Source organism: Rhodococcus sp. MS16, assembly GCF_013277795.1.
In the GTDB taxonomy this organism is placed as follows: Bacteria; Actinomycetota; Actinomycetes; order Mycobacteriales; family Mycobacteriaceae; genus Rhodococcus_F; species Rhodococcus_F globerula.
This window is the reverse complement of the sequence record NZ_VBTM01000005.1, coordinates 22,339-47,629: the sequence shown is the minus strand read 5'-3', so window position 1 is coordinate 47,629 and position 25,291 is coordinate 22,339. Positions and strand designations below refer to the sequence as shown.

Annotated in this window: 20 protein-coding genes; 17 read left to right on the top strand and 3 right to left on the bottom strand. The window is 61.9% G+C overall.

All coding sequences use genetic code 11. The annotated features are described in order from the left end of the window. The first annotated feature begins 121 nt into the window (after positions 1 to 121). From FEZ60_RS13005 to FEZ60_RS12980, 6 genes are all read left to right on the top strand, one after another. Positions 122 to 667, top strand: coding sequence for a hypothetical protein (locus FEZ60_RS13005; RefSeq protein WP_033236954.1), 546 nt, complete (start codon positions 122 to 124; stop codon positions 665 to 667). A 219-nt stretch (positions 668 to 886) separates the two neighbouring features. After that, a complete protein-coding gene (locus FEZ60_RS13000) occupies positions 887 to 2,236 on the top strand; it encodes an MFS transporter (protein WP_172936251.1) in 1,350 nt (449 codons plus the stop codon). Positions 2,237 to 2,402: 166 nt separating this feature from the next. Further along, the gene (locus tag FEZ60_RS12995; RefSeq protein ID WP_095886669.1) at positions 2,403 to 4,040 is read left to right on the top strand and encodes an AMP-binding protein; all 1,638 of its coding nucleotides are present in this window, start codon (positions 2,403 to 2,405) and stop codon (positions 4,038 to 4,040) included. Positions 4,041 to 4,043: 3 nt separating this feature from the next. Then, on the top strand, positions 4,044 to 5,711 hold the full coding sequence (locus FEZ60_RS12990; protein WP_172936250.1) for a helix-turn-helix domain-containing protein: 1,668 nt from the start codon (positions 4,044 to 4,046) through the stop codon (positions 5,709 to 5,711). A 107-nt stretch (positions 5,712 to 5,818) separates the two neighbouring features. Beyond that, on the top strand, positions 5,819 to 7,318 hold the full coding sequence (locus FEZ60_RS12985; protein WP_033236968.1) for an aldehyde dehydrogenase family protein: 1,500 nt from the start codon (positions 5,819 to 5,821) through the stop codon (positions 7,316 to 7,318). Positions 7,319 to 7,365: 47 nt separating this feature from the next. Further along, the gene (locus FEZ60_RS12980; RefSeq protein ID WP_033236951.1) at positions 7,366 to 8,478 is read left to right on the top strand and encodes an NDMA-dependent alcohol dehydrogenase; all 1,113 of its coding nucleotides are present in this window, start codon (positions 7,366 to 7,368) and stop codon (positions 8,476 to 8,478) included. Positions 8,479 to 8,514: 36 nt separating this feature from the next. Here the strand turns inward: FEZ60_RS12980 and FEZ60_RS12975 are convergent, their stop codons facing one another. Beyond that, the gene (locus tag FEZ60_RS12975) at positions 8,515 to 9,978 is read right to left on the bottom strand and encodes a hypothetical protein (RefSeq protein ID WP_172936249.1); all 1,464 of its coding nucleotides are present in this window, start codon (positions 9,976 to 9,978) and stop codon (positions 8,515 to 8,517) included. Between the two features lie 107 nt (positions 9,979 to 10,085). Here FEZ60_RS12975 and FEZ60_RS12970 point away from each other — a divergent pair, with 107 nt between their 5' ends. The 4 genes from FEZ60_RS12970 to FEZ60_RS12955 all read left to right on the top strand — a co-directional run bounded on the left by FEZ60_RS12970 (position 10,086) and on the right by FEZ60_RS12955 (position 15,850). Beyond that, positions 10,086 to 12,320, top strand: coding sequence for an MMPL family transporter (locus FEZ60_RS12970; RefSeq protein WP_045070865.1), 2,235 nt, complete (start codon positions 10,086 to 10,088; stop codon positions 12,318 to 12,320). 111 nt (positions 12,321 to 12,431) lie between these two features. Then, entirely contained in the window at positions 12,432 to 13,862 is a 1,431-nt protein-coding gene (locus FEZ60_RS12965; protein WP_095886667.1) for a hypothetical protein, read from the top strand. Next, complete coding sequence (locus FEZ60_RS12960; RefSeq protein ID WP_172936248.1) at positions 13,859 to 15,223, top strand: PQQ-binding-like beta-propeller repeat protein; 1,365 nt, start codon at positions 13,859 to 13,861, stop codon at positions 15,221 to 15,223. The genes FEZ60_RS12965 and FEZ60_RS12960 overlap by 4 nt, the downstream gene beginning before the upstream one ends. A gap of 366 nt (positions 15,224 to 15,589) precedes the next feature. Beyond that, positions 15,590 to 15,850: a GlsB/YeaQ/YmgE family stress response membrane protein gene (locus FEZ60_RS12955; RefSeq protein ID WP_045070861.1), complete on the top strand. Its 261-nt coding sequence runs from the start codon at positions 15,590 to 15,592 to the stop codon at positions 15,848 to 15,850. Positions 15,851 to 15,933: 83 nt separating this feature from the next. On the opposite strand, the gene FEZ60_RS12950 is transcribed toward FEZ60_RS12955, so the two are convergent. Beyond that, positions 15,934 to 16,662: a GTP pyrophosphokinase family protein gene (locus FEZ60_RS12950; protein WP_092801705.1), complete on the bottom strand. Its 729-nt coding sequence runs from the start codon at positions 16,660 to 16,662 to the stop codon at positions 15,934 to 15,936. Between the two features lie 67 nt (positions 16,663 to 16,729). Continuing rightward, positions 16,730 to 17,329: a TetR/AcrR family transcriptional regulator gene (locus FEZ60_RS12945; protein WP_033236945.1), complete on the bottom strand. Its 600-nt coding sequence runs from the start codon at positions 17,327 to 17,329 to the stop codon at positions 16,730 to 16,732. A gap of 98 nt (positions 17,330 to 17,427) precedes the next feature. On the opposite strand from FEZ60_RS12945, the gene FEZ60_RS12940 reads away from it, so the two are divergent. Genes FEZ60_RS12940 through FEZ60_RS12910 form a run of 7 tightly spaced genes read left to right on the top strand, consistent with a single transcriptional unit; the run spans position 17,428 to position 24,961 of the window. Further along, on the top strand, positions 17,428 to 19,017 hold the full coding sequence (locus FEZ60_RS12940; RefSeq protein WP_045070858.1) for a carboxyl transferase domain-containing protein: 1,590 nt from the start codon (positions 17,428 to 17,430) through the stop codon (positions 19,015 to 19,017). Positions 19,018 to 19,022: 5 nt separating this feature from the next. After that, positions 19,023 to 21,062: an acetyl/propionyl/methylcrotonyl-CoA carboxylase subunit alpha gene (locus tag FEZ60_RS12935; protein WP_172936247.1), complete on the top strand. Its 2,040-nt coding sequence runs from the start codon at positions 19,023 to 19,025 to the stop codon at positions 21,060 to 21,062. Beyond that, complete coding sequence (locus FEZ60_RS12930; RefSeq protein ID WP_033236942.1) at positions 21,062 to 22,225, top strand: acyl-CoA dehydrogenase family protein; 1,164 nt, start codon at positions 21,062 to 21,064, stop codon at positions 22,223 to 22,225. Before FEZ60_RS12935 ends, FEZ60_RS12930 begins: the two co-directional genes overlap by 1 nt. An 11-nt stretch (positions 22,226 to 22,236) precedes the next feature. Beyond that, positions 22,237 to 22,731: a MaoC family dehydratase gene (locus FEZ60_RS12925; protein ID WP_033236966.1), complete on the top strand. Its 495-nt coding sequence runs from the start codon at positions 22,237 to 22,239 to the stop codon at positions 22,729 to 22,731. After that, positions 22,728 to 23,546: a CoA ester lyase gene (locus tag FEZ60_RS12920; RefSeq protein ID WP_033236941.1), complete on the top strand. Its 819-nt coding sequence runs from the start codon at positions 22,728 to 22,730 to the stop codon at positions 23,544 to 23,546. The genes FEZ60_RS12925 and FEZ60_RS12920 overlap by 4 nt, the downstream gene beginning before the upstream one ends. Positions 23,547 to 23,558: 12 nt before the next feature. Next, positions 23,559 to 24,314: a CoA transferase subunit A gene (locus FEZ60_RS12915; protein WP_172936246.1), complete on the top strand. Its 756-nt coding sequence runs from the start codon at positions 23,559 to 23,561 to the stop codon at positions 24,312 to 24,314. After that, a complete protein-coding gene (locus tag FEZ60_RS12910; RefSeq protein ID WP_317823415.1) occupies positions 24,311 to 24,961 on the top strand; it encodes a 3-oxoacid CoA-transferase subunit B in 651 nt (216 codons plus the stop codon). Before FEZ60_RS12915 ends, FEZ60_RS12910 begins: the two co-directional genes overlap by 4 nt. Positions 24,962 to 25,291: the final 330 nt, after the last annotated feature.

The window sequence follows — 25,291 nt, the reverse complement described above, 5'->3', positions numbered from 1 at the left end:
GCGCTGGTGTGGCCGCTCCTGTGATGTGATTGCTGTCGAGCCCGTCAGGGCTTGCGATTCTGTTTCGGTATGTCGCACCAGTGTGAGAGCCGCCAAGGCGGCACGTGATGAGGAGAGAACGATGGCCTTTGCCGGCAACGTGGACGAATTGGCGCTGCTTCAGTCGGTGCGGCTCAAGGAACGCGTCGGATCGGGTGTTCTTGCCGAGCACCTGGGAGTGAGTGCGGCATCCGGACAGGCCGCGTACGACGCCCTGGTCGAACAGGGTAAGGCTGTGGAGAGCGACAATGAGATCAGTCTGACGGACAAGGGTCTCGCCGAGCTGAACGATCAGCTCGATGCCGAGCGCGTGTCCATCGACGAGGATTCGATTCTCGAGGTCCTCGAAGCCTTCTTGCCGTTGGACGAGGAATTCTCAGCTCTCCTCGCCAGTGCTGACGCCGCGTCGCTGGCAGAGCTGGATCGCCGCGCGTCCAACGTGTTCGACGATCTGTCCGCGTTTGTTCCGCGCCTGTCGCGGTATCAGGACTTGTTCTCCGACGCGCTTGCGAAAGTTCAAGCGGGGGAGTCGAAGTGGATTGCGGAACAGGGAATCGACTCGTATGCCACGGTGTGGGTGGAGATCCGCCAGGAGTTGTGCGAGGCGGCTGGCAAGTCGGAAAACTGAGCGTAGTTTCTCGCAATTGGCCGTCCGTCTCCCCCGGGAGTCGGACGGCCTTCGTCGTGTCACAGCGAAGTGAAACTCGTTACTTCAGGACATGAAGCGTGATGCGCATCACCCCCCACCCCCTTTCGGGGGTAGTGCGGGGGTGAGCCGGATCACTACCTTTCCTCTTATCGACGGTGATGCCCACAGGGCAACACCACCGGACCACGGAGGAATCGAGTGACCACAGTCTCTCCAGCAGGGGGATCGAGTGCCGCAGGCACTGCGGCAGCCCCCGCGAAGACAACGAGTGTGCGGCGAGTTGCCATCGCCAGTTGTATCGGCACGACCATTGAGTTCTACGACTTCTTCATCTACGGAACCGCTGCGGCGCTTGTCTTTCCGACGGTCTTCTTTCCGGCGCTCGGGGCCACTGCCGGCACAGTGGCGTCGTTCGCGACCTTTGCCGTTGCCTTCATCGCACGGCCGGTCGGCGCAATGTTGTTCGGGCACTTCGGAGATCGCATCGGTCGCAAGAAGACACTGATCTCCACTCTGTTGCTGATGGGTATTTCGACGCTGCTCATCGGTTTGCTGCCCGGCGCTGAGACCATCGGCGTCGCAGCTCCGATCATCTTGGTGCTCCTGCGATTCGGTCAAGGATTTGCAGTCGGTGGTGAATGGGCGGGCGCAACCCTGCTTACCGCGGAATATGCCCCGCCCGGCAAACGCGGCCTCTACGCCATGTTCCCGCAACTCGGCCCGGCCATCGCTTTTGTTCTCTCGAGTAGCACGTTCCTCATCACCGGCGCAGTTCTCGGCGACACCAACCAGGCATTCCTCGATTACGGCTGGCGAATCCCGTTCCTGTTCTCCATCGTGCTCGTCGGAATCGGCCTCTACATGCGCCTCGCTATCGAAGAAACACCGGTCTTCAAGGCGGAGCAAGCTGATCGCGTCGCAGCGGAGAAGAACGAAGCCCCCCGCACCCTCCCGTTCCTGGATGCATGGCGTTTCCAGACCAAGGAAATTCTCCTCTCGGCCGGTGCGCTGGCCTGCCTGTTTGCCTTCTTCTACATGGGTACGGCATTCCTAACGAGCTACGGCACCAAGACGCTCGGATTCTCCCGCCCGTTCGTCCTGTCCGTCGGTATTGCGTCCGCCTTTGTCTTCGGCGCCGCGATCATCGTCTCCGCGCTGTACTCGGACCGGATCGGCCGTCGCAAGGTCATCATGATCTCGTGTGGTCTGGCTGTGGTGTGGGCACTTATTCTGTTCCCGCTCCTCGATACCGGAACCCCTCTTGCATTCATCCTCGGAATGTTCGGCACTCTGATGATCTTCGGAATCGCCTACGGCCCGTGTGGCGCACTGCTCCCGGAAATGTTCCAGACCCGCTACCGCTACACCGGTGCCGGCCTCGGCTACAACCTCGCCGGTGTTCTGGGCGGCGCGGTGCCCCCGCTGATCGCAGCCCCGCTGGCCTCGGCCTACGGGAGCATGGCCATCGGAATCATGCTCGCAATCCTCGGTGTGGTGAGTCTCGTCTGCACCTGGGCGCTCGTCGAGACCAAGGACCACGCCCTGTAAGGGCAGATGTCGGGCGGGGTGTCCGGACTTCAGACAGTTACGGACACCCCGCACCGGGAAGTATGTCGTGCATCACACCGAATCGAGTAAATTCGTAGATGAGAGGGTCCGCTGCGGCGGCCCCTCTCATAGGTGCCTGAACAGGTAACCGGAGAGGACAGAACACATGAGTACGCCGCTGCCCAGCTATACGTCCGGAGTATGGGACGGTCCGATGCTGGGCGACACCATCGGAGACAACCTCGATCGCACGGTTGCCGCGCACGGCGACCGTGATGCGTTGATCGACCATGCCAGCGGTCGACGATGGACGTACCGGGAGTTCGCCGAACAGGTGAACGGACTCGCTGCCGGACTTCTTTCCCGTGGTGTGGGGAAGGGCGACCGGGTGGGGATGTGGGCTCCCAACTGTCCGGAATGGACGTTCACGCAGTATGCGACGGCAAAGATCGGCGCGATCCTGGTCAACATCAATCCGGCGTATCGCTCGCATGAGTTGCAGTACGTGCTCGAGCAGGCCGGAATCTCGACACTGGTGTCTGCGGCCAGCTTCAAAACTTCGGACTACGCGTCGATGATCGAGACGGTGCGGCCGCAGTGCCCTGATCTGACGTCGGTGATCCTGCTCGGTTCACCCGAGTGGGACGGCGTGCTGGCGGACGGGTTGGCGGCGCAGGCAAGCGATCCGGCTCCTCTCGCCGCTGCGCAGGCTGCCTTGTCTGCGGACGATGCGATCAACATCCAATACACCTCGGGCACTACCGGTTTCCCGAAGGGCGCGACGCTCAGCCATCACAACATTCTCAACAACGGCTACTTCGTCGGCGAGTTGTGCCACTACACCGAAATCGACCGCGTGTGCATTCCGGTGCCGTTCTATCACTGCTTCGGCATGGTGATGGGCAACCTTGCGTGCACCAGTCACGGTGCCGCGATGGTTATTCCGGGTCCGGCCTTCGATCCGCGTGCGGCACTCGAGGCTGTGCAAGCGGAGAACTGCACGTCCCTCTACGGTGTGCCGACGATGTTCATCGCAGAGTTGGCGTTGCCGGAGTTCGATACATTCGACCTGTCGAGCCTGCGAACCGGAATCATGGCCGGCTCACCCTGCCCGGTCGAGGTGATGAAGCAGGTCATCGATCGCATGGGGATGGCCGAGGTATCCATCTGCTACGGCATGACAGAGACGTCTCCCGTGTCACTCCAGACCCGCTCGGACGATTCGATCGCGCAGCGCACCGAAACGGTCGGACGCGTCGGGCCGCACCTCGAGATCAAGATCGTGGACCCGGCAACAGGATTGACGGTGCCGCGCGGAGAACCTGGCGAGCTGTGCACGCGTGGATACTCGGTCATGCTCGGCTACTGGGAGAACGCGGAGAAGACCGCGGAGGCGATCGACGCTGCCCGGTGGATGCATACCGGCGACATCGGTGTCATGGACGAGGCCGGGTACGTCGCGATCACCGGACGGATCAAGGACATGGTCATCCGCGGCGGCGAAAACGTCTACCCCCGCGAGATCGAGGAGTTCCTCTACACCCACCCCGACATCCTCGACGCGCAGGTGATCGGCGTGCCCGACGCCAAGTACGGCGAGGAGTTGATGGTGTGGATTCAGATGCGCGAGGGCGCACGCGAACTGGACGCCGACGCCGTACGTGCCTACTGCACAGGTAAATTGGCGCACTACAAGATTCCGCGGTACGTGCATGTCGTCGACGAATTCCCCATGACCGTCACCGGAAAGGTGCGCAAGATCGCGATGCGCGAACAGGCGATGGAACTGATCGGGCAGGGCTGAGTCGTGTTCGATTCTTCAGGAACTCGCGATCCGGTTCGGCCCGAGATCGCGCTTTCCTGGAAACGCTCGCGGCTCAGCGGAGTCGACCCGTCCGCGGCAATCGCAGTGGATACCGCCGACCAGGACGCCGAGAGCCGGTTGCTGCGCGCGGCTACTCCGGTGCTCGACGAAGTTGCCCAGCAGCTCGCGGGCACCGGATTCTGTGTCCTGCTGGCAGATCGGGAGTGCCGCGTTGTCGCGTCGGTGTACTCGGACCGTCTGGTCGAGCGGACGATCGAGCGTTTGGGTGTAATCAACGGTTCACGATTCGGTGAAGAACATGCCGGCACCAACGCTCTCGGGACGCCGCTCGAGGTGGGGAGAGCCGTCGTGATCCACGGCGAGGAGCATTTCCTCGACAGCCTCAAAGGTCTCAGTTGCTACGGACAGCCGATTCTGCACCCGGTGACTCGCCGGGTCGAAGGCATTCTCGACATGACCGGTATTGTCTCGCAAGCTAACCCGCTGTTCGCGCCGTTCCTTGCGCGGGCAGCGGCGGACATCGAGAAGCGCCTACTCGAGGGATCGAAAGCGTCGGAGCAGCGGTTGGTCGACGCATTCCAGAGAGTGTCGCATCAGCGCAACATTGCCGTCGCGGCCATCGGCGACGACATTTTGCTGAGCAACCGAACGGCGTTGGATCTGCTGGACACCGCAGACCACGTATCGCTCCGGTCTTTGATCGCCGACCTCAACCCGGACCAATCGAGATTGGTAACAGTCGAATTGGCGTCCGGTGCACTCGCGCGAGTTCAAGCCGACAGAATTTCCGGCGCCGACGGTGGAGCGCTTTTCCTGGTCGAACCACTCCAGCGTGAGCGGGCGCCAATTCGTCGAACGCACGAGCGGACTCCGTCTCCGGGGGAACGACTGCGCCGCGATCTGATGCGGGCGCGGGCGTCGTCGTCCGCAGTTGCCATCTCGGGTGAAGCAGGTTCCGGTCGAACTTCGGCAGCATCGGACGTGGTCGGGAGCGTCGACGCCAGTTGGCACGATGCCACGCGAATCGCCTTCGACGGCCGTGAGCAATGGGTCACCGATCTCGTGCGAGCTGCCCGAAGGCGCTCGGGTGTTGTCGTGATCGAACAGGTGCAGCTGCTTCCCGATTCGGTGTTGCCCATGATCGCGGACTTGATCGACGCCAGCGCTGAGGGGCCGAGGATCGTTATGACCAGTGGAGCAGTAGCAGACCTACCGCCGACCATCGCGGCGTTGCTCTCGCGTTGCGCTTCCAGAGTTGTCATCGCCCCACTGCGCGAGCGGCAAGCCGAGATTGCCGAGTTGGCGCAGGCGATGCTGGAAGGGATCTCGCCCGAGCTGAGGTTGACCGCCAGTGCTGCCGAGGCGCTCACAGCGGCCAGTTGGCCGGGCAATCTCGCCGAATTGAGAGTTGTGCTGCATCGCGCCGCGGGCGATCGCGTGAGCAATCGCATCGACGTCACCGACCTGCCTGAGGACTATCGCACGACCACCAAGGTGTCGCGGTTGGCAGGACGGGAGAAAGCGGAGCGTCAGGCGATCATCGGAGCGTTGAAAGACTGCGGCGGCAACAAGGTTCACGCGTCGGCGCAGCTCGGTATCAGCCGAAGCACCCTGTACACACGGATGCGGGCGCTCGACATCACTGTGTAGTTGACTGTCCGAATTGAGTTGTACAAAGTTCGGACAGTTAGCACCCCCGGAAGCGCGGAAGTATGGCGTGCATCACATTCGCACCTCACTACTTCAGGGAGTTTCCGATGACGGCAGTAGCCGAGCACACCATCAGTTCCGCGGTACAGGGATTCCTGAACGGATCGAAAAAGCTATACATAGGCGGCGAATTCGTCGATGCCGCTTCGGGTCAGACCTTCTCGACGTACAACCCGGCTGACGGGCAGAAGCTCACCGACGTGGCGCACGGCCAGGCCGAAGACATCGATCGCGCAGTACGGGCTGCCCGCACAGCTTTCGAAGACGGACCGTGGTCGCGCATGAAGGCAAACGAGCGCGAGCGGATGATCTGGCGCGTCGGCGACATCCTCAGTGCCCGCGCCGAAGAGTTCGGTCAGCTCGAAGCTCTCGACAACGGCAAGTCCGTCGCCATCGCCACAGCAGTCGACGTGGCCTGGGCCGCAGACGTTTTCCGCTACTACGCGGGATGGGCCACAAAGATCGAAGGCAGCACGGTCAACGTGTCCATGCCCTTCTCTCCCGGCGGCGAGTTCCACGCATACACACTGCGTGAGGCGATCGGCGTCTGTGGTCTGATCGTGCCGTGGAACTTCCCGCTGCTCATGTCGTCGTGGAAGCTCGCCCCAGCACTTGCCGCCGGCAACACCGTGATCCTCAAGCCCGCTGAGCAGACCCCGCTCACCGCACTGCTTCTCGCGGAGGTCTTCGAAGAAGCCGGCTTCCCGCCCGGTGTCGTCAACATCGTTCCAGGCTTCGGCGATGCAGGTGCTGCACTGTCCGGCCACGACGACGTGGACAAGGTCGCGTTCACCGGTTCCACCGAGGTGGGTAAGAAGATCGTCGACGCCGCCAAGGGCAACCTGAAGAAGGTCACGCTCGAGCTCGGTGGCAAGAGCCCCAATATCGTGTTCGCCGACGCGGATTTCGATGCAGCGGTCGAGGGTTCGCTCAACGCCTGGTTGTTCAACCACGGTCAGTGCTGCGTCGCCGGAACCCGGCTGTACGTCGAGGACTCCATCTTCGAGAAGTTCACCGAAGCCGTCGCGCACGCTGCGAGCCAGGTCAAGATCGGTCCGGGCCTCGATCCCACCACCCAGCTCGGACCGCTGGTGTCGCAGGAGCAGTTCGACAAGGTCACCGGATACCTTCGCGAAGGAATCGCCGACGGCGCACGCGCACTCACCGGCGGCAACCGCTGGGGCGATCAGGGCTACTTCGTCGAGCCGACTGTCTTCGTCGACGTCAAGCCCGAATTCTCCATCGTTCAGGAGGAGATCTTCGGACCCGTCGTGGCAGCGCTGCCGTTCAACGCGGACGACGGACCGATCACTGCCGCAAACGATTCCATCTACGGCCTGGCCGCCGGCATCTGGACCCGGGACATTTCCAAGGCCCATCGCACAGCCAAGCGTCTCAAGGCCGGCTCGGTGTGGATCAACCAGTACAACGGCTTCGACACCGCGATGCCTTTCGGCGGATACAAGCAGTCCGGCTGGGGCCGCGAACTCGGCGCATCCGCCATCGACCTCTACACCCAGACCAAGGCCGTCAACATCGCCCTCTGACCGACCCCATCGCACATTCTCTCGTCCGACAATCAAGGAGATCACCAGTGAAGACCAAAGCTGCTGTACTGCTCGAGCCCGGAAAGCCTTTCGAGATCATGGAACTCGACCTCGACGGCCCGGGCGTGGGTGAGGTACTGATCAAGTACACCGCTGCCGGACTGTGCCATTCGGATCTGCACCTGACCGATGGTGATCTCCCGCCGCGTTACCCGATTGTCGGTGGGCACGAAGGCTCGGGCATCATCGAAGAGGTCGGACCCGGCGTCACGAAGGTCAAGCCGGGCGATCACGTCGTGTGTAGCTTCATCCCGAACTGCGGCACGTGCCGCTACTGCTCGACCGGTCGTCAGAACCTGTGTGACATGGGCGCCACCATCCTCGAAGGTTCCATGCCGGACGGGTCCTTCCGGTTCCATGGCAACGGCCTGGACTTCGGCGGAATGTGCATGCTCGGAACATTTTCCGAGCGGGCCACCATCTCGCAGCACTCGGTCGTCAAGATCGACGACTGGCTTCCCTTGGAGACCGCAGTGGTCGTCGGTTGCGGTGTGCCGTCTGGCTGGGGAACCGCCGTCAACGCCGGTAACCTCCGCGCCGGTGACACTGCGGTGATCTACGGCATCGGTGGCCTCGGTATCAACGCGGTCCAGGGCGCCGTTTCGGCCGGCTGCAAGTACGTCGTTGTGGTCGATCCGGTTGCGCTCAAGCGGGAGACCGCACTGAAATTCGGTGCAACCCATGCCTTTGCGGACGCCGAGAGCGCTGCCGTCAAGGTCAACGAATTGACGTGGGGCCAGGGCGCAGACGCCGCACTGATCCTGGTCGGCACCGTCGACGAGGACGTCGTCAGTGCAGCGACGGCCGTAATCGGCAAGGGCGGCACCGTGGTGATCACGGGACTCGCCGATCCTGCCAAGCTGACCGTTCACGTGTCGGGTACCGACCTGACGCTGAACCAGAAGACGATCAAGGGCACGCTGTTCGGATCCATGAATCCGCAGTACGACATCGTGCGCCTGCTGCGTCTCTACGATGCGGGTCAGCTCAAGCTCGACGAACTGATCACCAACACGTACAGCCTCGAAGACGTCAACCAGGGCTACCAGGATCTGCGTGACGGTAAGAACATCCGTGGCGTGATCATTCACGACAAGTAGGACAAACTGCTGTGCGCCTTTGTTAACCGCGGTCGGTTAATAAAGGCGCACAGCGGTTTTTGCTTTTTTCAGGATCTGCATCAGCTTCAACAATGCCGAGAATTTCGCGAACACCGTCCGCCCGACTACCGAGCCGAACGCTGCGGAGTCCGTTGCGTCGAGGGCGTCGAGTAGATCGCGGAAGCTCTGGACTTGTTGCGCCATAACGTCGATGTCCACGTGTGTGGCTGTGTCCGGTTCGCGTAACGCCAGCAGGTATTGCGGCGCTGTCACCAACGCGACAGCCGGAATCTTGCGCTCGAACAGCGGTTCACCCTCACCGAAATGAATGACGGGGCCGGGGGCGACGATTCGACGGTCGCCGCTACCGATGTCGCGCCACAGCGGTGCGACGATATCGTGGACTTCCCGACTCGTCGCGTACAGCAGTTCCGGTTCCGGGGTCGCGTCCAACGTATAGGTGCCGAGTACGGTGTCCTCGGTGTCGCCGAGAGCGCCCAGATGCTCGATTGCTATCCCGGCCACCGCACGCGCCTGGCCCGATTCGCCTTTCCACATGTCGGGGTGGGCCTCCAGCCACGTCGACGTTGCCTGTCCGTGTTCGGACACCGCGGGAATACGCAGGTGACCGGTGGTCAGAACAAACACGTACGACCGTCGATGTGGCTGTGTAACGGCATGGCGAGCCAACTCCATCATGCCGAGGTGGCCGTTCTCCTCGACCCCGTTCGTCCCGTCGCTGTGTGTGATGACCAGAATCGTTTCCGATGGTGAAGTGCCGGGGGAGACGGCCCAGACGGTGTCGGTTGTTGTTCCGGGATGCAAGGTTGCGTCCAAAACGAGAGTTGCCTGCTGACCGGAATGGGCGGCAGCAACGACCTGTGCGCCCTCGTCACCCGCCACCCACACTGCCGGAATATCGTGATACGGCTGAGTGAACGGAAGATACTGTCCCAGAGCGTTGTCCGGCGCAATGCCACGCCACACCGCGATCACGCCGAGGACACCGGATTTGCGGGCCTTCTCGAGTTTCGGCCCCAACAGCGTCGCGGAGAGCACCGGATTGCGCAGGGTCTCGTCCGTCACCATCGGTCCCCACTCACTCACCAGCAGCGAGCGCGGGAGGTCGACGTGGGGAACCTCGATCACAGCGATAGCACCTTTGGCCTTCGACCACGAGGGGCGCTTGGCATTCAGGTAGACCAGACGTGCGGTGATCCCAGCCGGTCCGGTGAGTCCGGAGTAGGGGAATGCGGACGAGACTCGCACCGGTCCGGTCGGCAGTTCGATGCGCAGTCCGTCGGCACGCTGAGGTAGATCCCAACGCTCGAAGGTATGTGAATCACGGTGTACCTCTAGTCCGAGATCCACGAACTCACGGGCGACTTCCTCGACCACCGCATGATGTGCGTCAGTGCCGGTCAATCGAGGTCCCAGGGCGTCGAGGCGTTGTTGCCCGGACAGAAGTAGGTTGCGGTCGACGCTCTGGCCGCGTGTCATGCGGATGCCTTTCGTGGGGGCTTCTTGGCAAATATCTAGTGCCATAACGCGAATCGGACCGTACCGTATGACGTGGCACCGAGAGTCCACGGCGAGAGAGGCTTACGTTGGCTACCTATTTGTACAGGCTTGGGAAGTTTGCATTCCGTCACAAGTACCTTGTGTTGGCAACGTGGGTGATCGTCATCGCGATTGTCGGCGGCGCGATCGGCGCTACCAGCCCGACGTTCTCGAAAGAATTCAATCTTCCCGGCACGGATTCCCAGCGTGCCACCGAGCTGATGAACGAGAATTTTGCGGCTGCGGCGGAGCAACAAAGTAAGGCATCCACCAGCATTCTTGTCGCGGCCGACGACGGACTTGCTGCGCACAGTGATCAGATCGACCAATTGATCGCGCAGGCAAAGACTCTCCCGGACATCGTTGATCCCGAAACGATCGTCAATCCGGTCGCCCTCGCGGCGGCTGAACCGGCGCTTGCCAGTGCCGTACTGGGCGACGACGGCAAGGTGGGGTTGATCCAGCTCAACCAGTCGATCCGCATCGAGGATCAGACGCAGGCCAACAAGACGGCTTTCCTCGATCTGATGGCCAAGTTCCGTACCGGCGGTTTGCAAGTCGAGGGCACCGGTTCGTTGATGCAGGTCCAGACTGCTGGCGGATTGTCGGAGATGCTTGGCTTCGCGGTGGCGTTCATCGTCATGATCGTGGCCTTCGGTGCACTGATCGCGGCGTTCATTCCGCTGTTCACCGCGATACTCGGCATCGCACTCGCAACGCTGACCGTGACGCTCGGGGCGGGATTCTTCGACATCAACGAGGGTGTCACGGGCATCGTGACGATGATCGGCATTGCCGTCTCGATCGACTACGCGCTGTTCATCGTCTCGCGGTACCGCAGTGAACTCAATCTGGGTGGTAGTAGGGAGGCAGCAGTCGGTCGTGCGGTGGGCACAGCCGGCTCGTCCGTCGTTTTTGCCGGCCTGACCGTTGTGGTTGCCTTGGCAGCGCTGGCCGTGGTGGGTGTACCGATGATCACCCAGATGGGAATCTCGGCTGCGATCGCCGTGATTATCGCGGTGTTGGGCGCGATCACGTTGATCCCGGCTGTTCTCGGGGTGTTCGGCCGCTTTGCCTTCTCGCCGCGCATCCCCGGCCTGCGTCACGGTGACGAGCCCGAATCGATGGAATCGAACGGGCACCGGTGGGCGAAGGTGGTCACCAAGTACCCGTGGCCTATCGCCGGCATTGCGTTGGTTCTGCTGGTGATCGCCGCGATTCCGATGACAAAACTCGAGCTCGGGCTTTCCTTCACTCAGGACGAGGAGCAACCGGCACTCGCGCTGATGCAGCGAGGTTTCGGTGAGGGTGTCAACGGCAAGTTGTTCGTTGTGCTCGACTCTCCCGAGGGGACAGACATCACGCCCGTCGCAGCCAAGACGATTGCGTACATCAAGGGTCTGGACAACGTCGCCACGCCGGATCTCCTGATGTGGACCGGCAACGGCCCGGACGCGGCCAACCCAACCGTTGGGGCAAACTCCGCCCTGATCGCCGTAACTCCGCAGCTATCGCCGAGCGGTCCCGAAACACACGAGTTGATGGATCAGATCCGCGAATACGGGTCGACGGTGAAAGCCGAGGGCGCTGAACTTGGCGTCGCGGGTCAGACGGCGATTGTTGCCGACATGTCGTCGAAACTCAGTTCCGCCCTCATTCCGTATCTGATTGTGGTCGTCGGGCTGGCGTTCATCATCATGATGGTCGTCTTCCGTTCGATCCTGGTTCCGCTGACTGCAACTCTCGGATTCCTGTTCTCCATCTGCGCCACGTTCGGTGCCACGGTGGCGATCTTCCAAGAGGGCGCATTCGGGTTGATCCAGCACACCCAACCGATCATCTCCTTCCTGCCGATCTTCATGATCGGTGTGGTCTTCGGTCTGGCAATGGATTACCAGGTATTCCTCGTGACTCGAATGCGCGAGGAATACGTGCACGGGTTGTCGGCAAAGGACGCCATCATCTCGGGGTACACCCACGGTGCGCGAGTGGTCGCGTCAGCGGCGATCATCATGATATCGGTGTTCGGCGCGTTCATGTTGTCGTCGGAAACCACCAGCAAGATGATGGGCTTCGGACTTGCTGCTGCAGTCTTCTTCGACGCCTTCATCATTCGCATGATCGTGATTCCCGCGGTCATGTCGATTCTCGGAGACTCGGCGTGGAAGCTGCCGGCCTGGCTCGACAAGATCCTGCCCAACGTCGATATCGAGGGCGAAGCGATCCGGCTCATCCCGATCGAACAGGATCCAGACGCAGATCCGGTGCCTGTCGGGGTGTAATGACTTCTCCAATGGAAACCATCCGGTTGGTAACAAAAGTCGGTGCCGCCGCGACAGGTCCGGGGAGAGGCAACGCCTGCCTGGCGTGCCCTGAGGAAACTGCGAGGGCTGGTGGCCGACAAGAATTCCGGTTCCGATCGGACCGAAAAGTGGACGGTCGCACTCACGGTGGTCTCGTTGATGGCCGGCGGCATCGTCTTTGCCGGAGTAGTCGATCGATGGAGCGGTTCGGACTCCGGTGAACTGACTGCGTCGTCCGTCGGAACGACGCAGTCGACCGAGGAGACGCAGGCCGAGGAGAATTCGGAGTACACGTACGTAACACCAACGGTGGTGTACCCGACGAGTATCCCGGGATGCACCAGCGTCGAGTCGCCTGGCGACGGCTTGTCATCTATCTCGTACTGGTCGACCGGGGCACAAACGTACGACGATCCACGGTTCCCGTGGTTCTCCGCGCCCAAGGCAACGGTGATGTCCGAAGCCGTCCAGCGGTCGCTGCCGGCTGTCGCCGAGATCGAGTTCGCAAGCCCGGAACGATCGTTGAACTTCGGGCCCCTCCACGTTCCGTCGGAGTCGTCCGAACTGCCAGAGGGGTTCTCACTCGAGGAGATGGCGGATACGACGGCATCCGCGACGCTGGTACGGGACGGAAAGGCCGGAGCACTCGACATCCGGGTGACGTCCCATACGGGCCCGGTTCCCCCGTGTATTGCAGGCTCGCTCGTCGAGCGCCGCACCCTCGCTGACGGTTCTGTCGTGGACGCGCAGGACACGTGGAGCGAAACCAACGGCGTTCGCACCCTGTCGCGTTCAGCGCTTCTGTACGGCGCGGATAAAACATTCATCCAGGCGAGCGCGACCGACGCGGTCTATGCCGGTAGCCCCGGGGTCGAGATCAGTGGAGTCGTTCCGTTGACCGTCGAAGAACTGATCGCTTTGGTCAGCCTTCCGCAACTGCGCATTACGGCGCCGGTTCCACCCGGTACGGCACCTATCCAGCCCGGTTGCCAAGGATCGACACTCGACCCGTCCGGGCGGAAGCTGGATCGTGGCACCGTCGACGAGCTGGGAAGAGCTCTCCAATCAGGTTGGCGTGCGGCACCTCCCGGAATGCCAGTTCTCGAACCTGCGCTCGGGAGATTGGTTCTGGCCGAGAGCGACACCACGACCGCCTGTCAGGATCTTGTAGCGCGATCGGGCGGCAACGAGTCGGATCTGACTATTTCGATCACCAGCGGGCAGCCACTTCCCAAGGCGCCGAACAAGTACGACCCTTCGTACGACGGGCATCCGAAATCGGTGGTGACCGCCGAGGACGGCGCTGTGATCGTGCGCGACGAGCGTCATTACTCGGTCATGCCGATGGGGAATGGTGAAGGCACTCGCGAGGCAACGAGTGAACAGAGTCGGTCGGTAACGCTGACACAGCCCAATGGAACGCGGGTGTCGGTTCGTTCGTCGGCGGCGTCGCCGAACATGCCGATGACATACGAGCAATTGGAATTTCTCGCAACGATCGACGGGCTGGAGATTCGATGACCGAGCGGTTCTCTCCACGGGCACGTCTGGGCATCGCGGCACTTGCCGCGATAGTCACCGTTACCGCAGCAGTGGTCACCGTGATCGATGCCGGGAATCGTGCCCATTCCGTTGACGTCGGGGCGCCGCTGTGGGCCGTCGACGCCGCCGAGGTCCTCGGACGGGAGTTCGCTGTCTTTCGCAGCCCGCTCGGCGGAACCGAATTCAACATGGAGATGGGCGGATTCATCGACGCGGACTCGGTTGTCGTGACAATGGCAGGTATGCCGGACCGGCAGACGTACTCCCTCGACGACGCAGAACTCGTTGCGCTCGATGCCGAAGACGGCTCGGTGCGCTGGCGCGCGTCGGCCGTCGATATCGGTGGGTGTTCTCCGGCATTGCTGGACGGTTCGCTGCTGTGCTACTCCGGGCCGTATGTCTCTGCCGCCGCGTACTCGGTTTTCGACATCGAGAGCGGCGAGCGTCGAGACGTTGTCACGCCGTGGTCACCGATCATCGCGGTTGTCTCGGGCGATGACGTCCTGGCCCTCGAAGGTGATATCGAGAGCAACGACGTTCGTGTCCACAGTGGAAGTGTCGACGATCCGGAAGCCAACTGGTCCAAGGCATTCGACGTCGGCGGATCGTGGGAATCCGGCTACGTCGAGCCGGTGATGTCGGTGCGCGGCGATCTGGGCCTGATTTCCCTCGACGAGACTCTGGGTTTCGATCCGGAGACCGGCGATCAACGGTGGTTGTACGGCTACACCACGTGCTCGACCACGCACACATCCTCTGACGGTGTCACTTTGGTTTTAGAACGTGATTGCCAGAACGATGGGCAGGTGACAAGAGCGTACGCAATTGATCAGTACGGGCACGAATTTGCCAGTGCGGATTTCGTGTCTTCCGGATCGGGATCGTATTTCAGTTTGCGTTACAGCCGTGACCAACCTGCCGGGGATTCGACTCCGATTATTCTGGGGGACAGCGGTTTCGACAGAAAGACCGGTGAGAAGCTGTGGACCAACCAGGAGGTGCTCGGTTCTGCGCAATCCTTGGCGGTGATCGGAGATGTGGTTGCTGTGACGAGCGCCGACGGTACGATCCGGTTCGTTGATCTGTCCAACGGGGAGGTCCTGTGGGATACCCGTACCGAACGTACCGGCGAGATTCTGTGGGACGGTGATCTCGTCGTAGACGAAGGAATTGTGTACGGAGTGAATCCGCGAACGGGTCAGCGCACCTGGGAGGTTCGCGTGGAACCGGATGGAGACGATGGTGTTGGCACCTGGGTGCAACCGCGCGAGTTGTGGGGAGGAGAGCGGGTGCTGTTGCGCTCGAGCGAGGACCGCATCACTGCGTTGAAGCGCTCGTAAGTGCACCGGCCTGCGGCGCCGGAAATGCTCTTTCCGGTGAAGGGATCAATCTCCTCCTCCTCGAGCGGTGGAATTCCTGGCGGCGCTCACACCGGTGACGGTGGACTGCGACAAGATAACTGCAGGGTGTACGGCAGGGTGGGAATCGAACTTCTTCAGTGTTCCAGGGCATCGTAGTGTGTATTGCTGATGAGTCGCCACGTGTAGTGCGCTGTGTGTCGGTCGCATCTGGCGGCCGTGTATTTCAGGTTGCATCTCGGACAATAATTTGGACAACAGGCGACTGTTACCTGTGACTGTGGTTATTGTTCGACTGGGCGGAGATTTTTCGGCCGCACGCATGCACGACATGTGAGAGGGGCTGTCATGGGACAGATCATCGGGACCATTATTTTCGGTGCAGTAATCGGAATCCTTGCGCGCCTGGTGCTGCCAGGTAAGCAGCAGTACGGGATGATCATCACCATCGTCCTCGGTGTCGCCGGTGCATTGATCGGATACTGGGTTTGGGGCGCCATCTCGGACAAGGGTGATACCGACGGAATCGACTGGATTCGCTGGATCATCAGCATCGCGGCAGCTGCAGTTCTGTCCCTCGGCTACAGCGCCGTGACGGGCAAGAAATAGGCATATCGCTTGGTCTGAAAAGTGCGCCCTCCCCATAGAGGAGGGCGCACTTTTGCCTGGGCAGAAATCTGTCTAGGCAGTGATCAGAGCCCGCGCTGTAGACGCAGGGCATTGAGAAACTGAGTCGGTAGTTCGAGTTCGACGCTCTCGTCGTCGGGATGGGGGAGAGCCTTGATCTTGGCGAACTCGTCGTTGAGTCGCTCCATCTTGACGTCCAGACGGTGTGCGGCGGCTGCGGCTTCGGTGAGCTCGTCGAGCAGTTCGGCCGGCACGTCCCGGTTGTACTTGTAATAGATCTTGTGCTCGAGACTGGCCCAGAAATCCATTGCGATGGTACGGATCTGGAGTTCGATCGGCACGTAAGAGACGCGGTCGCTCATGAAGACGGGCACTTCGACTATGAGGTGCAGACTCTTGTAGCCGTTCGGCTTGGGGTTGGCGATGTAGTCCTCGCGCTCGATCACCCTCAGGTCCGACTGGCTGGTGAGCATTTCGGCGATCCGATAGGTGTCGGAAATGAAGCTGCAGGTAATGCGCACGCCCGCGATGTCGAAGATGTTCTTCGAGATGTCCTCGATGGTGATCGGGATGCCGAGTCGCTCGGCCTTGCGCATGATGCTCTCCGGTGTCTTCACCCGAGATGCGACGTGTTCGATGGGACTGTACTGATTGATGTGGGTGAACTCGTCCTTGAGGATATTCACCTTGGTCATCAGTTCGGCGATACCGAATTGGTACAGCATCATGAATCGGGAGAACTCGGTTCGCAGTTCGGCGAAATCTGTTCGACTGATTGCACTGCTGTCTTCCACGTTCGGCACGGCACCCTCATCTGTTAGCTGGTGCAACCAGTCTGCCACTGATTTTGCAGTGTCCGGTTCAGGGTGTGCGTAGTGCGGCGAGCGTCATAGCGCGCAGGACGCGGCGCGTTCGGGCAGGCGACGCCGGGTTGGCGCTGTGCGGAGTTGAGTTGATCAGGCCGAATGTGGCGTGGGCCTTGATTCGCGCATCGGCTTCGTCGAGTGTCGGATCGAGCTGTTCGAGGACTCCGACCCACAGTTCCACGTATTTGCGCTGCGTCTGGCGGACTTGCCGTCTCGCGTCGGCCGGCAGGCTTTCGAGGTCGCGATCCTGGATGCGGATCAGGTCCGGTTCACCGAGTGCGAAGTCGAGATGGAACTCGACGAGGGCGTCGAGCGCTGACGTCGGGGAGTCGGCTGTCTCGGTTGCGGCCGAACCGCCCTCGTACAACCGGGTGCTGATCCCGACGAGTAGTTCGACCAGGACGGCATCCTTGTTGGGGAAGTGCCGGTAGACGGCAGGTCCGCTGATTCCGGCGGCGGCGCCGAGATCTTCGAGTCGAACGCTCACGAATCCACGTTCGGCGATCAGGCGTGCGGCGGCGCCGAGGAGTTGACGTCTGCGATCTGCCTTCATCTGATCGCGCCGGGTCGGAGCCGTTACCTGCTCAGAGGGCATTCTTTTGATCTTTCTTCGCGTGTGACCTGGACAACTCAGTTAATCATAGTTAATCTAGTTTCAGTTATCGAGCATTAACTCATGGCGAAGGCGGCGGGATGACTCCCAGTGGAATCACGCAAGGGTCGGGATACCGATCCGATCACACCGTTCTGGTGGATGAACTGAAGAAGAAACTGGCTCAAGCCGCCCTCGGCGGCAACCAGAAATCGAGGGATCGGCACGTCAGTCGAGGGAAACTGCTTCCCCGGGATCGGGTGGATTCACTGCTCGATCCGGGCAGTCCCTTCCTGGAGTTGTCCCCGCTGGCCGCAAACGGCCTGTACGACGACGAGTGCCCCGGTGCCGGCGTGATCACGGGAATCGGCCGGGTGTCGGGGCGCGAATGTGTCATCGTGGCCAACGACGCAACGGTCAAGGGTGGCACGTACTACCCGATGACGGTGAAGAAGCATCTGCGTGCGCAGGAAGTGGCGTTGCAGAACAACCTTCCTTGCATCTACCTGGTCGACTCCGGTGGCGCCTTCCTGCCGCGTCAGGACGAAGTCTTTCCGGACCGTGAACACTTCGGCCGGATCTTCTACAACCAGGCGACTATGAGCGCCAAGGGGATTCCCCAGATCGCTGCAGTTCTCGGTTCGTGCACCGCCGGCGGCGCCTACGTACCGGCAATGAGCGACGAGGCAGTCATCGTTCGTAATCAGGGCACCATCTTCCTCGGTGGACCGCCGCTGGTGAAGGCTGCGACCGGCGAGATCGTGACAGCCGAGGAGCTTGGCGGCGGCGACCTGCACTCCAAGGTCTCGGGCGTCACCGACCATCTTGCCGAGGACGACCGCGACGCACTTCGGATCGTGCGCAACATCATTGCCACACTTGGCCCCCGCTCCGAGCGCCCGTGGGACGTGATCTCGACAGTTCCGCCCGTCGCCGACCAGAGCGAACTCTACGATGTTGTCCCGACCGATCCCCGTACGCCGTACGACGTTCACGAGGTGATCACCAAGCTCGTCGACGGTGGCGCGTTCCAGGAGTTCAAGGCTGAATACGGCAAGACGCTCGTGACCGGTTTCGCCCACATCGAGGGCCATCCGGTCGGAATCATCGCCAACAACGGCGTGCTCTTCGGCGAATCCGCCATGAAGGGTGCACATTTCATCGAACTGTGCGACAAGCGCAGTGTTCCGCTGTTGTTCCTGCAGAACATCGCCGGCTTCATGGTGGGACGCGATTACGAGGCCGGCGGCATCGCCAAGCACGGCGCCAAGATGGTCACGGCCGTCGCGTGTGCACGGGTTCCGAAGCTGACGGTGGTCATCGGCGGTTCGTACGGCGCGGGCAACTACTCCATGTGTGGACGCGCGTATTCGCCTCGGTTCCTGTGGATGTGGCCCAACGCGCGCATCTCGGTCATGGGCGGCGAGCAAGCCGCGTCGGTGCTCTCGACAGTTCGCAGCGAACAGCTCGACAGCGCTGGTAACCCGTGGTCGGCTGACGACGAAGAAGCGTTCAAGGCGCCGATCCGTGAGCAGTACGAGGCGCAGGGCAATCCGTACTACTCCACTGCTCGACTCTGGGACGACGGCGTGATCGACCCGGCAGATACCAGAACTGTTCTCGGCCTGGCTCTTTCGGTGTGTGCAAACGCGCCGATCGAGCCGGTCTCCTACGGCGTCTTCAGGATGTGAGAGAGATGACTGAGCTTCGCACCATAGATACCGTCCTCGTTGCCAACCGTGGTGAGATCGCTGTTCGTGTGATTCGCACGTTGCGGGAGTTGGGAATTCGCAGCGTTGCCGTCTACAGCGACGCCGACGCCAATGCGCGCCACGTCCGAGAAGCCGATACTGCCGTCAACATCGGGCCTGCACCGGCACGCGAGAGCTACCTCGTCATCGACAAGGTGATCGACGCCGCCAAGGCCACCGGTGCCCAGGGTATTCACCCGGGTTACGGCTTCCTGTCGGAGAATTCGGCTTTCTCGGCAGCCTGCGCTGCGGCCGGAATCGCGTTCCTCGGGCCAAACGAGCGTGCCATCGAGGTGATGGGCGACAAGATCACCGCAAAAAACGCGGTGGCAGCCTTCGACGTGCCGGTGGTTCCGGGTATCGCGCGACCGAATCTGACCGACGAAGAACTGATCGCGGCAGCCGAGGACATCGGTTACCCGGTACTCGTCAAGCCGTCGGCCGGCGGCGGCGGTAAGGGGATGCGGTTGGTCGAAAATCCGGCCAATCTGGCGGAAGCGCTGCGCAGCGCTCGGCGCGAGGCCGCGTCGTCGTTCGGTGACGACACGCTGTTCCTCGAACGATTTGTCCTGCGGCCCCGGCACATCGAGGTCCAGGTTCTCGCCGATCAGCACGGCAACGTCGTTCACCTCGGTGAGCGTGAGTGCAGCCTGCAGCGGCGTCACCAGAAGGTCATCGAAGAGGCGCCGTCACCCCTGCTGGATCAGGTGACGCGCGACCGCATCGGCGCAGCAGCGTGCAATACCGCTCGCAGCGTCGACTACACCGGTGCCGGCACCGTCGAGTTCATCGTTTCGGCCGACAAGCCGGACGAGTTCTTCTTCATGGAGATGAACACCCGACTGCAGGTCGAGCACCCGGTCACCGAAATGGTCACCGGACTCGACCTGGTCGAGTGGCAGGTACGCGTCGCGGCCGGGGAGAAGCTGGCTTTCGAGCAGAGCGACATCACCTTGACCGGGCACGCCATCGAAGCCCGCGTGTACGCCGAAGATCCGGGACGCGGATTCCTACCGACCGGTGGCAGCGTCGTCGGTCTCGTCGAGCCGTCGGGATCGGGCGTACGCGTCGATTCGGGCCTGCTCGAGGGAACCGTCGTCGGCAGCGACTACGACCCGATGCTCAGCAAGGTCATCGCACACGCTTCCGACCGCGCCGGTGCTTTGCGCAAGCTCGATCGTGCGCTCGGCGACACCGCGGTTCTCGGCGTGGTCACCAACATCGAATTTGCACGCTTCCTCCTTGCCGATCCGGATGTGATCGCGGGCAACCTCGACACCGGCCTGCTCGATCGTCGGGTTGAAGACTTTGTCGCGGCAGACGCCACGGACGAGGTCCTCATTGCCGCTGCGGCCTATCGCTGGCTGGCACGGTGGACGACTGCAGCATCGGTAGACCCTTGGGACGTTCCCAGCGGATGGCGCGTGGGGACTCCGGCTCCGACCAGCATCCGCCTGTCGGCCGGAACCCGGATTGCGCATGTGTCGATAGTCGGGACTCCCACAGACGCAAAGGTCGAGGTCGAAGGATCGCAGCCGCAGGCTTTCAGTGCCGGCTTGACGGGATCGGAACTGGCTGTGGTGATCGACGGGCGTCGGCGCACGTTTGTCGTGGCCGAGACCGAGGGTGGGTTGTGGCTGGCAGGCGGCGGAACCTGGCATGTCCGCGAAGTTGCCGAGGTCAGCGTCCGAGGCGACGACGCGCACGCCGGTGATGCCGAAATCGCAAGTCCGATGCCGGGTGCGGTGATCGCGGTCAACGTCGAGAACGGCGCAGCCGTGTCGGCGGGGCAGTCACTGGTGGTCGTCGAGGCCATGAAGATGGAGCACTCGCTGACCTCGCCGATCGACGGAACCGTGGAAGTGCTTGTCCGTCAGGGCGATCAGGTGATGGTGGATCAGATTCTGGCCCGCGTCGTACCCACCGCCGAAGCAGACACTGCAGAAGAAGACACCGAGAACACGACTCAGAAGGAAGAAGCCTGATGTCCGATTACCTTGCCACCGGAGCGCTTCCGGACGAGTACCAGCAGTTGGCCAAGACCGTTGCGGACTTCGCCAAGACAGTTGTGGCGCCGGTTGCCGCCGAGCACGACGCCAATCACACCTTCCCGTACGAGGTTGTTGCCGGGATGGCGGAGATGGGCCTGTTCGGTCTGCCGTTCCCCGAGGAGTACGGCGGAATGGGCGGCGACTACTTTGCCCTGTGCCTCGCACTCGAGGAATTGGGCAAGGTGGATCAGAGTGTCGCGATCACTCTCGAAGCCGGAGTGTCCCTCGGCGCCATGCCGATCTACCGATTTGGCAACGACGCGCAGAAGGAAGAGTGGCTGCCGCAGCTCACCAGCGGAAAGTCGCTTGCCGCCTTCGGATTGACCGAGCCTGGCGCCGGTAGCGACGCCGGTGGAACCAAGACCACCGCCAAGTTCGACAGCGGCGAGTGGATCATCAACGGCAACAAGCAGTTCATCACCAACTCGGGCACCGACATCACGAAGCTCGTGACGGTCACCGCGGTTACGGGTGTCAAGGACGGCGGCAAGAAGGAAATCTCGACGATTCTCGTGCCGACCACGACGCCGGGATTCACCGCTGAGCCTGCATACAACAAGGTCGGCTGGAATGCGTCCGACACCCACCCGCTCACGTTCGCGGATGTTCGTGTCCCCGAAGAGAACCTGCTCGGTGAGCGTGGCCGGGGCTACGCGAACTTCCTGCGCATTCTCGACGAAGGCCGTATCGCTATTTCCGCGTTGAGCGTCGGCGCCGCCCAGGGTTGCGTCGACGAGTCGATCAAGTACGCGAAGGAGCGCGAGGCATTCGGACGCCCCATCGGTCAGAACCAGGCCATCGCGTTCAAGATCGCGCGCATGGAAGCTCGCGCCCACGTGGCCCGCACCGCGTACTACGACGCGGCCGCATTGATGCTGTCCGGCAAGCCGTTCAAGAAGCAGGCATCCATCGCCAAGCTCATCTCCTCCGAAGCTGCCATGGACAACGCCCGCGACGCCACCCAGATCCACGGCGGATACGGATTCATGAACGAATACGCAGTCGCGCGGCACTACCGTGACAGTAAGATTCTGGAGATCGGCGAAGGCACTACCGAGGTGCAGTTGATGCTCATCGCACGTGAGGCGGGGTTGTGACGAACTCTCAAATGAACAACGCAGAGACCAAGAAGATCACTCAGCGCGGACTCTGGTTCGAGGAGTTCGAACTTGGCGCAATCTACGAACACCGCCCAGGCCGCACGGTCACCGAGGCCGACAACGTACTGTTCACGACGTTGACAATGAACACGCAGGCACTGCATCTCGACGCCGCGTACAGCGAGGACACACAGTTCGGTGTGCGCCTGGTCAATTCGATGTTCACGCTGTCGACGATCGTGGGACTTTCGGTTGCACAATTGACGCAGGGAACCATCGTGGCAAATCTCGGGTTCTCGGACATCAGTTTCCCGAAGCCGCTCTTCCACGGCGATACCCTGTATGCGGAGACGTTGATCGCCGACAAGCGTGAATCGAAGAGCCGCCCGGGTGAAGGCATCGTGACGTTGGTCCACACCGGTCGTAATCAGCACGGCGACGTCGTGGCCGTGGCAACTCGTAAAACGTTGGTGCAGTTGAGGCCGCAAGGAGAATCGTCGTGACGTGGATTCCGCCGGGGCCGGCGTGGTTGTTCTGCCCGGCAGATCGCCCGGAGCGCTATGCAAAAGCTGCGGCGGCAGCCGACGTTGTCATTCTCGACCTCGAGGACGGCGTTGCCGCTGACGACAAGGAGGCAGCGCGCACCGCGCTGATCGACACACCGCTCGACCCGGAACGCACGGTGGTGCGCGTCAATCCCGTTGGTACTCGCGAGCACGAACTCGACCTGCTTGCCCTCGACGGCACGCATTACACGCGTTTGATGCTCTCCAAGTGCGAATCGGCCGACGACGTTCTCTCGCTGGCCCCCGCCGAGGTCGTTGCGTTGGTCGAGTCGCCGCTCGGCGCACTGGCCGTGCAGGAAATCGCTCTGGCGGCCAACACCATCGGCGTGATGTGGGGCGCTGAGGACCTGATCGCCGGTCTCGGAGGCAATGCCAGTCGTCATCAGGACGGTTCGTACCGCGACGTTGCGAGGCACGTTCGCTCGAATACTTTGCTGGCAGCGAAGAGCTACGGCCGACTGGCTGTCGATTCCGTGTACCTCGACATCAAGGACCTGGTCGGACTTGGCGTCGAATCCGCCGACGCCGTTGCCGTCGGGTTCGACGTCAAGGTTGCGATTCACCCCAGCCAGGTTGATGTCATCCGCGCAGCGTTCGCGCCGTCGGAGTCGGAAATCGACTGGGCACAAAGGGTTCTTGCGGCAGTGGCCCACGAACGTGGTGTGTTTGCCTTCGAAGGCAAGATGGTGGACGCGCCCGTTCTGCGTCACGCCGAGAAACTGCTGCATCGCGCCGGTATCCTCCCCGAGTAAGGAGAACAACGCATGAGCAAAGTTGTGAGTTCGGCACTCGACGCGGTTGCCGACATCGCCAGCGGGTCCACGCTTGCCGTCGGTGGGTTCGGACTGTGCGGAATTCCCGACGCCTTGATCGCGGCTATCGCCGAGGGTACCGCCACCGATCTGGAAGTGTTCTCCAACAACTGTGGTGTCGACGATTACGGTCTCGGAATTCTCCTGAGCGCTCATCGCATTGCCCGGGTGACGGCGTCGTACGTGGGGGAGAACAAAGAGTTTGCACGCCAGTACCTTTCGGGTGAGCTCGAAGTGGAGCTGACGCCGCAGGGGACTCTGGCAGAGCGTCTGCGTGCGGGCGGCGCCGGCATCCCGGCGTTCTACACGCCGGCCGGCGTGGGCACTCCCATCGAAGAGGGCGGGTTGCCCTGGCGTTACAACTCCGACGGATCCATTGCCGTCGCTTCTCCGCCCAAGGCGACCGCCGTTTTCGGGGATCGCCGCTATGTGTTGGAAGAATCGATTACCGCGGATTTTGCATTGGTGCATGCCGATTACGGCGATACCGAAGGCAACCTCGTCTTCAACAAGACCGCGATGAACTTCAATCCTCTTGCCGCAATGGCTGGTCGGATCACCATCGCACAGGTGGAACATCTGGTCCAGCCCGGCGAAATCGACCCGGCACACGTTCACCTTCCCGGTGTGTTCGTCCAGCGGGTCGTACATACGGGTGTGCAAGACAAGAGGATCGAGAAGCGAACCGTCTCAGGAGGCACCAAGTGACCAGTTCGGAGGAAACTCGTGTCGGTTGGACTCGCCACGAGATGGCCGCACGTGCGGCTGCCGAGATGCGGCCGGGCGAATACGTCAATTTGGGAATCGGACTGCCGACACTGATCCCGAGCTATCTTCCTGAGGGCGTGAGGGTCGTCCTGCACAGCGAGAACGGCATCCTTGGCACCGGGCCGTACCCGACCGAGGATCAGGTCGACGCCGACCTCATCAACGCGGGCAAGGAAACCGTCACCGTCAATCCAGGCGCCGCGTTCTTCGACTCTGCACTGTCGTTCGGCATGATTCGTGGCGGCCACATCGATACTGCCGTTCTCGGTGGCATGCAGGTGTCGAGTACCGGTGATCTCGCCAACTGGATGGTGCCCGGCAAGATGGTCAAGGGCATGGGCGGCGCGATGGACCTTGTCCACGGCGCTCGCCGCGTGATCGTGGTGATGGAGCATACCGACCGGGAGGGAAACCCGAAGATCCTCGAGCGGTGTACTTTGCCGTTGACGGGCCAAGGTGTGGTACATCGCATCATCACCGATCTGTCCGTGCTGGATGTCACACCGGAGGGCATTGCGCTGGTGGAGCTGGCACCGGGCGTCAGCGCTGAGTACCTGCAGAATGTGACGGGCGTTACGCTCGTGTGAATGCGTTGTGAGGTACGGAGAAACGCGTCGGCGCATAGCCGGCGCGTTTCTTCGTGAGTAGGACCCGACCGAAGTCCGAACCGGCTGACGGCGGTCGATTTGTCTGGATAAAAAGGCCCGTGAACTGCGCGATTCCTCGCGAATTGCCGAGCCTGTACATTTATCGGGCGGTTACGCGGGGATTCGCGCGCGCGATAGGCCCGTGCGCGGAACTGCTTCGATCGTGCCCGTCGGAACGGTAGTGAGGGAGGGGGTTGTCCGCTGCGATTGTCGGATCCTGAGACGAGCCTTCGCGGTGGGCGAATTGTGGCTTGTTGCTGTAACGAACCT